Source organism: Fictibacillus halophilus (genome assembly GCF_042680145.1).
GTDB lineage: Bacteria > Bacillota > Bacilli > Bacillales > Fictibacillaceae > Fictibacillus > Fictibacillus halophilus_A.
The window spans coordinates 1,842,473-1,853,901 of the sequence record NZ_JBHTNQ010000001.1 but is presented as its reverse complement, the minus strand read 5'-3'; the positions used below and the strand labels follow the sequence as shown (position 1 = coordinate 1,853,901).

Here is an 11,429-nt window from a genome sequence, read left to right as displayed (position 1 = left end):
AAGACTTTTATGAGTAATGAAAATGGTTTTACCCTGATTGAAATGATGATTGTCCTTCTTATTATTTCAGTTTTGATGCTGATTGCCTTGCCGAGTATGACTAAGAATAATGCTATCGTCAAATCTCTTGGTTGTGAAGCAACGATAGATCTCGTGCAAGGGCAGGTTGGTGCTTATGAAGCTGAAAAAAATGAGCTGCCTACAATAGACCAGCTTTTTGATGAGAAATATATCGATACAAAAGTATGCCCCGATAAAGAACCATTGCTCATCGATAGTGAAGGGAAAGTGTATGTGAATGAGGATGAAGAGGATGAAACACCCTGAGCAAATATAAGCAGTCTGGTTATTTATTGATTGAAATGATAATTGTTCTCTTGATAATTGGATTAATCGGCTCTGCAGCTTATCCGAAGTTCAATTCGTTTGTAAAAAACAGAAAGACAGAGTACTTTTTAAATTCTCTTGAAAAGGACATAATCTATACTCAGCAAAAAGCAATTAATGAAAGTAGTGTATACCGTCTAACCTTCAATAATGAAAAAGATATGTACCAGGTAGGAACCTATAATTCAAATCAGGTATTAAACCGGCCTATTCCAAAACATATTACCATTGAGGGACAAGCCATGGAATTGACTATCCAATTTAATCAAAACGGAAACATCAGCCGTGCAGGAACACTTTATATATATTCAGGAAATGCTGTGTATAAAATGGTGTTCCAGCTTGGTAAAGGGAAATTTTATGTTGCGAAACAATAATGGGTATTTGCTGCTTGAATCCATGTTAGGTTTATTGCTGTTTTCAGCTATAGCTTCCATTTGTCTCCCATTTGTTTATATATTGCATCAAGAGCAAAAGACTACCGAGCAGCTAATGTTTGCTATCGAAGAGGCTGATCGGCTTTCTTTAATGAAAATACAATTGCAAGGTAGGGAGTGGACGCGAAACGGAACATCATATTCGTTAATAACTAAAAGGGGAGTTACAGATGAGTATGAAATCTGTATTAAATTTGTGGCCACAAATCAAAAAGAATATACAGCGTGTTCAAGCTATTATTAAATATGCTGATTCTCAAAAGGGCCATAGCTTAATGGAAGCCTTCATAGCTTTGACAGTGCTCCTTATGCTCTCCTCGCTCATACCATTACTGTTTATTCCTATCCAAAAACAGCCTCCAACTCCTCAGCTGGAAGAAACCTCAATATTTTTCTCTATGTTAGGAAAAGAAATAAGGGAAGGAAAGTCTATTGAAGTGAATAACAACTCCTTGTACGTCACACTTTCAAACGGCAATATACTAAGTTTCTCAAAATATCATTCTCTTATTCGTAAGCAAGTAAATGGGCTTGGACATGAAGTGTGGGTGCAGAATATTAGTGAAATGGTACTGGAAAAGCATTCAGATGTACTGTTATCCGTAAAGCTTATTGATACACAAGGAAATGAATATCAGCGTTTTTTTCGGAGGATCGAGTAATGAATAATGAAAAGGGGTTAATTTATCCTCTCGTAATTACATTATGTTTAGTTATCCTTATCTTTTTTGGATACCTTACAGGGAAGGTTTCCTCTGAAAGGCAGTTTGTTTATATGCAGGAAGAACAATTAAAGCAAACACGTCTTCTTCAGCAAGGGGTGGAGCGGGCAATCATTTATGCAAAGGATGCTTCTGTATTTCTCCCGATGGAGAAGAATTTAATCTTGAATCAAGGAATCGTTAATTTGGTGATCGAACAAACGACAGAAGAAGAAAGGCTAATCATGATCGAAGCATTTACAGATAAGCAACATACAAAAAAGGTGAAAGTATATTATAATGTAACCCAGAATAGCGTTACAAAATGGGTGGAGGGTTAAAGTTGAACACCATATATTTAGTAGGCTTCATGGGATGCGGTAAAACATCTGTTGGAAAACATCTTTCCAAACAGCTTGAAGTTCCGCCATATGATGTAGATTCTGCAATAGAGAAGCAAAGAGGACAAACGATAAAAGAAATTTTTCATCACGAAGGAGAAGAAGCTTTTAGAAACTACGAATCTCTAGCCATTCGTCAGCTTCCACTGAAACATGCAGTTGTCATGACAGGAGGCGGAGCGGTTGTTCGTGAAGAAAATCTTACTTATATGAAGAGTAAAGGGACAGTAATATATCTAAAAACAAGCTTTCCTGTATTGTGGAACCGGTTAATGAAAGAAGAGGAACGAAAGAAAAGACCATTATTGCTGACAAATACTAAAGAAGATATTTTTCAGCTGTATAATGAGCGGCGAAAGCATTATGAAAAAAGTGATATCACGATTTTAACGGACGATCTGACAGCACAAGAAGTATGCGAGCAAATACTTATTGAGCTGCAGCGGTTTAATTCCTGAGCAAATAGACAAGACTAGACATTGAATGGTTAATTAAAGGAGTTTTGTTAATGGCTGCGGGAAACGATGTCGTAAAGTATCTAACTCAGAAAATAGTAAAATATTTAGACGAACCAAAATCGGTCCGAAAAGAAAGAAAGCGCACACGAAAAAACGAAAAAGAACCGTTGTTAACATACCTTTTTGGTGTTTTACCAATGAGTTTAGGTCTTATGTTCAGGAAGAAACGAAAAAATAAGTAATGGCTGGAAAAAGGATTAAGCCGGGTGCCTAACCCGGCTTTTTGTTTTGGTTACATGGCTCATATCTAAAAGATTGTTGCTTTCTAACATTTATTATTGAGTAGACTTCTTGACTAGTTGATTGGAGAGCAAGGTGCGTGCCAGCCACCTAAAATTACTTCTCGCAAGGCATGCGACGAGGAATTAGTTCTTCGACAGGGTTTAACTGCAGACGCAGGAGCACAAATGCTTTGTTGAATTCGAGACTCCTAAAGGCGCAAAGCGCGAGGAGGCTCACCGCACGCCCCGCGGAAAGCGAGCGTCCTGGAGCGGAATCAACATCTTCTAATAGCAACATAGTATACGAAAAAGTCTTTATGAAAGATAAAAGAGCCCTCCGTTTATGATTTCTACTATGATCTTAGGCTCGTATTGAGTACGAAGTGCTTCTTTTTCAACATGGTAAGCTTCTGGCTTAGTTAAAAGATCCTCATAAAAACTTTCTAAAAGGTCCTGATCTTCCTTCCAGCGATTCTTTGCATCATCTGCCCAAGTATGATCATCCTGGTCGATCACTTCCTGTATTTTAGATTCAAGCCTTTTAATCGCACTTTCCGGCTTTATAAATGGAGTGAGTGTGTAACAAAAATCAGGAATTCTTTTAGTTAATAATAGCTTCTGAAGCCGGTTATGAAACTGGTCTTCTATCGTCCCGTTAATAAGCTGAATGCCATACGATAGCACTTGATCCTTTTTCTGATCACATTGATAGGTAACTTTCACATTTAAACACAGCCAAGGCTGAAGAGGAACTTGAGCACCTTGCTGCGGCACAGATTCGTATAACCGGATAAAAGAAGCGAGTTTTTTTGTAGATCCAAATATTTGATGGAGGCGGGGAGAGCCAAAATGAATAAACTCTCCTTTACCATCTGGTGACTGCTGCTGTCCGGTAACCAGTGTTAATGTCATGGGATTAGGGGTTCCGCCGGTTTTTTCAAGATAGTGCCAATAGAATGGACGATTCATAAGTACTTTGTCCAGCTCAGTCGTTAATTGAACCTTCATATAACTAAAGTTCTTCTCCAGAATCCGGCATTCGTTAGCATCAAAATACCTTTCAAGAAATCGATGTATCTCGTGCTGCTGCATGCTCTTCCCATCCTTTCTGCTTTATTCCTCCATCTAAATTGATAAGGGAAGCGAGGTTATCCATCTTTACTCTGATTTCTCCTTCACTGTCAGAAGTGTTCAGGATATCGGAAATATGGCGCTCAATATTTTTAATTTCAAACTTCGTTAAGATCTCATCAAGTTCCCCAATGACACTCTCAAACAAGTTAATCTTGTTGTAAAGAAGGTTTAAGATGTGTTCTTCAATAGTGTTCTGAGTGGCAAAATTATAGATGTGAACATCTCCCTGCTGGCCAATTCTATGGATACGGCCGATACGCTGTTCAATCCTCATCGGATTCCAAGGCAGATCATAGTTTATGATGTGCTGACAAAATTGAAGATTTATTCCTTCGCCTCCAGCTTCAGTAGCGATCAAAACTTGAGCACGAGTTTTAAATAGATGTGTCATCCAGTCTTTCTTGCTTCGTTTAAAGCCCCCTCTGAAGGGAACAGAAGAGATGCCGTGCTGCTGCAGAAACCATTGTAAATATAATTGGGTGGCACGATATTCAGTGAAAATGATAACTTTTGAGTTAATTGACTGAATAAGCTCAAGCGCATTCAATGCTTTAGAGTTTTGATCAACCAGTTCGATTTTCTTCATCAGTTCAACGATACGGTTTTCCATTACTGCAGATGGAACATCCTTCTGAAGCATATTCTTAAGCGTTAAAAATACAGCTTCTCTTGAACTGCAAGCTTCACGCTGCAAGGTAACAACAGAGAACTTGCTTCTGTCAAAGTAGGACTCTTTTTTAAGTTTTGATATTTCATCGTAAAGGTCCCGCTCTGTTTTTGATAATATTATAGGTATGGTTTTTACTAGCCGTTTTGGCCACTTTAAGCCAGTTTCTTCTCTTCTGTTTCTGACCATTACTTTATTGACCAGCTGCTTTAGTTTTTCTTCATTTTTCAAAGAATACTTATCTTCTTTAAAATCTTTATCAAAATTTTCTCTGTTGCCAAGATGTCCTGGCTTTAGAAGAGAAACAAGATTAAAGATTTCCTCGACTCTATTCTGTACTGGAGTGGCAGTTAATAATAAACAAAATTTCTTTTTCAGAAGCTGAACAAATTCATAGTTTTTCGTTTTCTTATTTTTTAATTTATGGGCTTCGTCGATAATGATAAGATCATATTCCTGATTCAAAACAATATCGCGGTGCGGGGCGCGTTTTGCTGTATCAATCGATGAAACGACAACATCACATTGCTCCCAAACATAAGCTTTCTTTTGAGCAATCGCAGGTATAAAAAACTTTTGATTAAGCTCATTCGTCCACTGTATAACTAAAGAAGCAGGTACTAGAATCAAGATTTTCTTCGCAAGGCGGCGAATCATGTATTCTTTTAAAATTAATCCAGCTTCGATCGTTTTCCCTAAACCGACTTCATCTGCTAGTATCGCTTTTCCGTTCATTTGTTCAATAACGGTTGTTGCAACGTCCAGCTGATGAGGCAGAAAAGTCATCTGTGGGAGATGGGCTGGAGCTTGCAGCCCCAAAAACTCAGGTATTGCAAGATGATGTTCGGCTTCAAGTGCCAAGTTATACAACTCCCAGTTGGCCCATGGTCCGTCTTCTTCCACACGCTTTAAAAAATCATCATGCCATTCTCGCTGAAACTGAACGTCGATTTTCATACCGGATTTCCTTTCCATAAAAAAGTTCATTGCCATTCCGTTTATAAAAATGATAGGATAATAATGTAGTAAACATAGTAATAGTATGTGCGACCTTGGACAATAACATACTCGCGAATGAAAGTAAGAGGAGAGACTGCTTTAGCGGCGCCGAAGGAGCAAACAATTGTGAAACTCTCAGGCAAAAAGACTCTTGCTAGACGCATCTCTGGAGAGAGCTTTTTAAATAGATGAAAGCCACCAACGAAGAAACTCAGGAAGTATTTTGAGAAACTTACCGGTTGCAGGACAGAGGATTCCTATTTTTCAAGGGGTCTCTCTGTCCTTTTTTTGTCCAAAATTGATTGAAAATTTTAAAGTATGAAAAAGGAGGAATTCACATGGCTACATTGTTGCGCACACCGTTATTTAACACATATAAAGAACACGGTGGAAAAGTTATTGATTTCGGTGGCTGGGAATTACCAGTTCAGTTTTCAAGTATTAAAGAGGAACATGAGGCTGTACGTTCTCAAGCAGGTTTATTTGATGTTTCTCACATGGGTGAGTTCGAAGTAAAAGGACCAAATGCACTATCATTCTTGCAATATACAATGACGAATGATGTTTCTAAACTTCAAAATGGACAGGCTCAATATACGGCGATGTGCTATGAAAACGGCGGAACTGTAGATGATCTCTTGATTTATAAAAGAGATGAAAATGACTATTTGCTAGTTGTGAATGCCTCAAATATTGAAAAAGATTTCGAATGGCTAAACAGCCACAAAACAGAAGGAGTAGAGCTTGTTAACGTGTCACCTGAATATGCGCAGCTTGCTATTCAAGGACCAAAAGCTGAAATGATTCTTCAAAAGCTGACAGACACTGACCTTTCTGAAATCGGTTTCTTCCGTTTCAAAGAAGACGTATCGCTAGCTGGGATCCCTTCTTTAGTATCTAGAACAGGATACACAGGTGAAGATGGATTTGAGATTTATTTAAAAACAGCTGATGCTGAAAAACTATGGAAATCCGTATTAGAAGCGGGAAGCGAAGATGGATTGCTGCCAGCTGGTCTAGGAGCACGTGACACGCTTCGTTTTGAGGCGAAACTTGCACTTTACGGGCAGGAGCTGACAAAAGATATCACACCGATTGAAGCTGGAATTGGATTTGCAGTGAAGACGGAAAAAGAAGCAGACTTTATCGGGAAAGAAGTGCTCGCTGATCAAAAGAAAAATGGAGCACCTCGTAAGCTTGTTGGTATTGAGATGATCGATAAAGGTATTCCTCGTTCTCATTATGAAGTGTTTAAAGGGGATAAGAAGATCGGAGAAGTAACTACTGGTACGCAGTCTCCTTCACTAAAGAAGAACCTGGGACTTGTACTTATTGACAAGGAATACAGTGAACTTGGCACAGAAGTTGAAGTGCAAATACGCCAAAAACGCTTAAAAGCAAAAGTGGTAGCATCACCATTTTATAAACGTGGAAAATAAATCGTTTTAATAAGGAGGAGAAACAATGACGTTCCGTTACTTGCCGATGACTGATCAAGATAAAAAGGAAATGCTTGAGACGATTGGAATTGAAACAACTGAAGAGCTTTTTAAAGATATTCCTGAAGAGGTTCGTTTTAAAGGACGCTTGGATATCGAAGAAGCTTTATCAGAACCACAGCTTGTAAAAGAAATGGGCAGGCTTGCTGCCATGAATAAAAACACGAAGGATTATGCTTCCTTTTTAGGTGCAGGTGTTTATGACCATTACACACCATCCATCGTAAACCATATGCTTTTACGTTCAGAATTCTATACAGCATACACTCCTTATCAGCCAGAAATCTCCCAAGGTGAGCTGCAGGCTATCTTTGAATTCCAGACAATGATCTGCGAATTAACAGGAATGGATGTAGCAAACTCATCTATGTATGATGGTGGAACTTCACTAGCTGAAGCTGGATTGTTATCAGCTGCACAAACACGAAGAAAGAAAATCGTGGTTTCAAAATCCGTGCATCCGGAATCCAGAGATGTTCTGAAAACCTATGCAAAAGGGCAGCATCTTGAAGTAGTGGAAGTAGATGCTGAAAACGGTCTAACTTCATTGAACGGATTGCGTTCAGCGGTTGATGAAGAAACAGCTTGTGTTATTGTTCAATATCCTAACTTCTTTGGTCAGATTGAGCCATTAAAAGAGATTGAAGAAATCATTCATGAGAATAAAGGAATGTTCGTTGTTTCCTCTAATCCACTTGCATTAGGAGCATTAACCCCTCCTGGGAAATTTGGAGCGGACATCGTTGTTGGTGACGCGCAGCCATTTGGTATTGCTCAAGGTTTCGGCGGACCTCATTGCGGATACTTTGCGGTAACGAATAAGCTCATGCGTAAAGTCCCAGGCAGATTAGTGGGACAGACTGTTGACGAAGACGGCAAACGCGGATTTGTATTGACTCTTCAAGCGAGAGAACAGCACATCAGACGTGATAAAGCAACAAGTAACATCTGTTCAAACCAGGCGCTAAATGCTCTTGCTGCTTCTATTGCAATGACAGCACTTGGTAAAAAAGGTGTTAAAGAAGTTGCGCACCAAAATATTCAAAAAGCACACTACGCAAAGAAAGTGCTTGAAGACAAAGGTTTGAAAACTGCATTTACAGGATCATTTTTCAATGAATTTGTCATCGAACTTAAATGCTCTGCTAAAGAAGTAAACCAAAAGCTATTAGAATCCGGTATTATCGGAGGATACGATCTGGGTCTTTCTTATTCTGAAATGAAAAATCATATGCTTATCGCGGTAACTGAGATGAGAACAAAAGAAGAAATCGATCAGCTTGCAAATGTATTGGAGGGATTGTCATGCGTACAGAACATCAGTCACTAATTTTTGAATTATCAAAGCCGGGGAGAGTTGGCTATAGCATTCCGGAACTTGATGTACCAGAAGTAAATGTAGAATCCATTATTCCTTCCGATTATTTGCGTATAGAAGAACCTGAACTGCCTGAGGTTTCTGAACTCCAGATCGTCCGTCACTACACGGCATTATCAAATCGTAACCATGGTGTAGATTCTGGTTTTTATCCACTCGGATCTTGTACGATGAAATACAACCCTAAAATTAACGAAGACGTTGCACGTTTCCCTGGATTTGCTCATATTCACCCGCTTCAAGAAGAAGAAACCGTTCAAGGTGCAATGGAAATGATGTACCGTCTGCAAACTTCTTTAGCCGAAATTACGGGTATGGATGAAGTAACATTGCAGCCGGCAGCTGGCGCTCACGGTGAGTGGACAGGGCTTATGATGATTCGTGCTTACCACGAAGCAAATGGTGATTTTAACCGAACAAAAGTAATCGTACCTGATTCAGCTCACGGAACTAACCCTGCTTCTGCAACAGTTGCTGGATTTGAATCGATTACAGTTAAATCAGATGAGCGCGGACTAGTTGACTTAGAAGATTTGAAACGTGTTGTGGATCAAGACGTAGCAGCATTAATGTTAACCAATCCAAACACTCTTGGTCTTTTTGAAGAGCATATTTTAGAAATGGCGAAAATTATTCACGAAGCTGGCGGAAAGCTCTATTATGACGGGGCAAACGCTAATGCTATTCTAGGTTTTGCAAGACCTGGGGATATGGGCTTTGATGTTGTTCACCTTAACTTGCATAAAACATTTACTGGTCCCCATGGCGGCGGAGGCCCTGGTTCTGGTCCGGTAGGTGTAAAAGCGGATCTTATCCCGTTCTTGCCGAAACCAGTCCTTGTAAAAGAAAACGATGTATATAAGTTTGAATACAACAGACCGCAATCTATCGGACGAGTGAAGCCGTTTTATGGAAACTTCGGAATCAATGTTCGTGCTTTCACGTACATCATGACAATGGGTCCAGATGGTCTGCATCAAGTTTCAGAGAATGCTGTACTGAATGCAAACTATATGATGCGCCGATTAGAACCGCACTTCGATCTTCCTTTTACGCAGCACTGTAAGCATGAGTTTGTGTTGTCTGGACGCCGCCAGAAGAAACTTGGGGTAAGAACACTCGATATTGCAAAACGTTTGCTTGACTTTGGCTACCACCCGCCAACGATCTACTTCCCGCTTAGCGTAGAAGAGGCGATTATGATCGAGCCGACTGAAACAGAATCAAAAGAAACGCTTGATGAATTCATCGAAAAGATGATTCAAATCGCAAAAGAAGCTGAAGAAACTCCAGAATTGGTGCAAGAAGCGCCTCATACAACTGTTGTAAAACGACTGGATGAAGCAACTGCTGCGAGAAAACCGATTCTAAAATACAGCAAACAAGCTTAATAACGAAACAAAAAAGCAGCCTGCAATGGGCTGCTTTGTTTTTTTAGTTCGATTTAACACGGCCTGTCCATTTGCGGAATCCGCCTTGTAGATGATGCAGATTGCTGTATTTCTTCTTCTTTAAGAAGTTTGCCGCACGTGCACTTCTAAATCCGCTCTCGCAGTATAGGTACACTGGCTGGTCGTTTCTAACTTCCTTTAATCGCTGTCTCATCTGAGATAACGGAATATTTCTAGCACCAAGAATGTGGCCTTTTTTAAATTCTTCAGGCTCACGTACATCAATTAGCTGAGCTTTACGATATCCTGCTTTAAACTCTTCTTCATTTAGGGTTTTTAAAAATTTCTTTTGATAGAGCCCCATTGTAACAACATAAGCAAGTATTGCTACAACAACAATAACTATTAAAATAATCCATTCCATAATGCTTGCACTCCTTTAAACAATCTACCCCAATTATAGCGGTGCTGGACCCGATAGGCAAAGAAAATAATAGGAATTAAGCGATTGTTTTTGACACAATCACCGAATTTGGTACACTAGTTACGATAGAATTGCAGGGAGACGAAAACATGGAAAAAGAAAATTGGTATTACATTGATTCAGGTAACTGTGAACCAGCGATTAATATGGCGATGGATGAAGCTTTATTAACATGGCATAGCGAAGGGGAAATCCCTCCTGTTATCCGTTTTTACGGTTGGAATCCAGCAACATTGTCCATTGGGTATTTTCAAAAAGTAGAAAAAGAGATAAATCTTGATGCCGTAAAAAAATATAATTTAGGCTTTGTAAGACGGCCAACAGGCGGTCGGGGGGTTCTTCATGATCAGGAGCTGACATACAGTGTAATCGTTTCTGAAGATCATAAAGCGATGCCGCAATCTGTTACAGAGGCTTATAGAGTTATCTCTGAAGGCATTAAAGAGGGATTCCAAGGATTAGGACTGGATGCATATTTTGCGGTTCCAAAAACCGATGAAGAGCGAGAAGGATTAAAAAATCCTCGTTCAGCCGTTTGTTTTGATGCACCTTCGTGGTATGAATTAGTTGTTGAAGGAAGAAAAGTTGCTGGAAGCGCTCAAACAAGACAGAAAGGCGTCATCCTTCAGCATGGTTCTGTTTTATTAGATCTAGACGAGGATAAACTCTTTGATTTATTTAAGTATTCCAGTGACCGTTTGCGAGAAAGAATGCAGGATGCTTTTAAGAAAAAGGCAGTAGCCATTAATGATCTGCTAGATTCACCTGTTACGATTAATGATGCAAAAACAGCTTTCAAAAAAGGATTTGAAGACGGGTTGAACATTAATCTAATTCCCTATACGTTAACGGAAGAACAATGGGCTGAAGTCGAACGTATTGCAGACATAAGATATAGAAATGACGAATGGACTTTTAGAAGATAAAAAACAGAAAATCGAAACCTCAAAAGAGGTCTCGATTTTTTCTTTTGGGAAAAGAAGTAAAGTTATTTTCTTAAGCTTTGTTGCTATTAGAAGTGGTTGATTTCCGCTCCAGGATGCTCGCTTTCCGCGGGGCGTGCGGTGAGCCTCCTCGGTGCTTTGCGCCATAGCGAGTCTCACCTGTCCCGCTGGTCCCGCAGGAGTCTCGCACCTTGCGCTCCAGTCAACTCGACTTCGAAGGTTATTCACAAAAACAACAATCTTTAGAAAAGAGGCAAGTAAAAAAAAG

13 protein-coding genes and 1 riboswitch are annotated in these 11,429 nt (G+C 39.6%); of the genes, 10 read left to right on the top strand and 3 right to left on the bottom strand.

From position 1 onward, the window contains the following. Positions 1–9 precede the first annotated feature (9 nt). The 6 genes from comGC to ACFQ4X_RS09560 all read left to right on the top strand — a co-directional run bounded on the left by comGC (position 10) and on the right by ACFQ4X_RS09560 (position 2,626). On the top strand, positions 10–327 hold the full coding sequence (comGC, locus tag ACFQ4X_RS09585) for a competence type IV pilus major pilin ComGC (RefSeq protein ID WP_379834707.1): 318 nt from the start codon (positions 10–12) through the stop codon (positions 325–327). Continuing rightward, positions 324–764 carry a competence type IV pilus minor pilin ComGD gene (gene comGD / locus ACFQ4X_RS09580; protein ID WP_379837116.1) on the top strand — a complete coding sequence of 147 codons (441 nt, stop codon included), beginning with the start codon at positions 324–326 and terminating at the stop codon, positions 762–764. Before comGC ends, comGD begins: the two co-directional genes overlap by 4 nt. A 230-nt stretch (positions 765–994) precedes the next feature. Continuing rightward, the gene (locus ACFQ4X_RS09575; RefSeq protein ID WP_379834705.1) at positions 995–1,486 is read left to right on the top strand and encodes a competence type IV pilus minor pilin ComGF; all 492 of its coding nucleotides are present in this window, start codon (positions 995–997) and stop codon (positions 1,484–1,486) included. Further along, positions 1,486–1,866, top strand: a complete 381-nt coding sequence (gene comGG / locus ACFQ4X_RS09570; protein WP_379834703.1) for a competence type IV pilus minor pilin ComGG — start codon at positions 1,486–1,488, stop codon at positions 1,864–1,866. Before ACFQ4X_RS09575 ends, comGG begins: the two co-directional genes overlap by 1 nt. A 2-nt stretch (positions 1,867–1,868) precedes the next feature. Continuing rightward, a complete protein-coding gene (locus tag ACFQ4X_RS09565) occupies positions 1,869–2,384 on the top strand; it encodes a shikimate kinase (RefSeq protein ID WP_379834701.1) in 516 nt (171 codons plus the stop codon). A gap of 50 nt (positions 2,385–2,434) precedes the next feature. Continuing rightward, the gene (locus ACFQ4X_RS09560) at positions 2,435–2,626 is read left to right on the top strand and encodes a YqzE family protein (RefSeq protein ID WP_379834699.1); all 192 of its coding nucleotides are present in this window, start codon (positions 2,435–2,437) and stop codon (positions 2,624–2,626) included. A 354-nt stretch (positions 2,627–2,980) separates the two neighbouring features. Here ACFQ4X_RS09560 and ACFQ4X_RS09555 read toward each other — a convergent pair whose 3' ends face one another. Then, the gene (locus tag ACFQ4X_RS09555; RefSeq protein ID WP_379834698.1) at positions 2,981–3,757 is read right to left on the bottom strand and encodes a YqhG family protein; all 777 of its coding nucleotides are present in this window, start codon (positions 3,755–3,757) and stop codon (positions 2,981–2,983) included. Then, positions 3,726–5,423, bottom strand: coding sequence for a DEAD/DEAH box helicase (locus tag ACFQ4X_RS09550; protein WP_379834696.1), 1,698 nt, complete (start codon positions 5,421–5,423; stop codon positions 3,726–3,728). The genes ACFQ4X_RS09555 and ACFQ4X_RS09550 overlap by 32 nt, the downstream gene beginning before the upstream one ends. Before the next feature lie 117 nt (positions 5,424–5,540). Further along, positions 5,541–5,626: riboswitch (glycine riboswitch) on the top strand. A 177-nt stretch (positions 5,627–5,803) separates the two neighbouring features. Here ACFQ4X_RS09550 and gcvT point away from each other — a divergent pair. From gcvT to gcvPB, 3 genes are read left to right on the top strand one after another with little or no spacing between them, the layout of a single operon-like run. Next, positions 5,804–6,904, top strand: a complete 1,101-nt coding sequence (gene gcvT, locus ACFQ4X_RS09545; protein WP_379834695.1) for a glycine cleavage system aminomethyltransferase GcvT — start codon at positions 5,804–5,806, stop codon at positions 6,902–6,904. 25 nt (positions 6,905–6,929) lie between these two features. Then, positions 6,930–8,294 carry an aminomethyl-transferring glycine dehydrogenase subunit GcvPA gene (gene gcvPA, locus ACFQ4X_RS09540; RefSeq protein ID WP_066290865.1) on the top strand — a complete coding sequence of 455 codons (1,365 nt, stop codon included), beginning with the start codon at positions 6,930–6,932 and terminating at the stop codon, positions 8,292–8,294. After that, positions 8,270–9,733 (top strand): aminomethyl-transferring glycine dehydrogenase subunit GcvPB, encoded by a 1,464-nt coding sequence (gene gcvPB / locus ACFQ4X_RS09535; RefSeq protein ID WP_379834693.1) that lies wholly within the window; start codon positions 8,270–8,272, stop codon positions 9,731–9,733. Before gcvPA ends, gcvPB begins: the two co-directional genes overlap by 25 nt. A gap of 43 nt (positions 9,734–9,776) precedes the next feature. On the opposite strand, the gene ACFQ4X_RS09530 is transcribed toward gcvPB, so the two are convergent. Continuing rightward, positions 9,777–10,157, bottom strand: a complete 381-nt coding sequence (locus ACFQ4X_RS09530) for a rhodanese-like domain-containing protein (RefSeq protein ID WP_379834691.1) — start codon at positions 10,155–10,157, stop codon at positions 9,777–9,779. 149 nt (positions 10,158–10,306) lie between these two features. Between ACFQ4X_RS09530 and ACFQ4X_RS09525 the strand changes: the two genes are divergently transcribed. Continuing rightward, on the top strand, positions 10,307–11,143 hold the full coding sequence (locus ACFQ4X_RS09525; protein ID WP_379834689.1) for a lipoate--protein ligase family protein: 837 nt from the start codon (positions 10,307–10,309) through the stop codon (positions 11,141–11,143). The last annotated feature ends 286 nt before the right edge of the window (positions 11,144–11,429 follow it).

Coding starts and splice junctions, on each gene's coding strand:
- comGC (WP_379834707.1), top strand. CDS start 10: ATGAGTAATGAAAATGGTTTTACCCTGATTGAAATGATGATTGTCCTT.
- ACFQ4X_RS09575 (WP_379834705.1), top strand. CDS start 995: ATGAGTATGAAATCTGTATTAAATTTGTGGCCACAAATCAAAAAGAAT.
- comGG (WP_379834703.1), top strand. CDS start 1,486: ATGAATAATGAAAAGGGGTTAATTTATCCTCTCGTAATTACATTATGT.
- ACFQ4X_RS09560 (WP_379834699.1), top strand. CDS start 2,435: ATGGCTGCGGGAAACGATGTCGTAAAGTATCTAACTCAGAAAATAGTA.
- ACFQ4X_RS09555 (WP_379834698.1), bottom strand. CDS start 3,757: ATGCAGCAGCACGAGATACATCGATTTCTTGAAAGGTATTTTGATGCT.
- ACFQ4X_RS09550 (WP_379834696.1), bottom strand. CDS start 5,423: ATGAAAATCGACGTTCAGTTTCAGCGAGAATGGCATGATGATTTTTTA.
- gcvT (WP_379834695.1), top strand. CDS start 5,804: ATGGCTACATTGTTGCGCACACCGTTATTTAACACATATAAAGAACAC.
- gcvPA (WP_066290865.1), top strand. CDS start 6,930: ATGACGTTCCGTTACTTGCCGATGACTGATCAAGATAAAAAGGAAATG.
- gcvPB (WP_379834693.1), top strand. CDS start 8,270: ATGCGTACAGAACATCAGTCACTAATTTTTGAATTATCAAAGCCGGGG.
- ACFQ4X_RS09530 (WP_379834691.1), bottom strand. CDS start 10,157: ATGGAATGGATTATTTTAATAGTTATTGTTGTTGTAGCAATACTTGCT.
- ACFQ4X_RS09525 (WP_379834689.1), top strand. CDS start 10,307: ATGGAAAAAGAAAATTGGTATTACATTGATTCAGGTAACTGTGAACCA.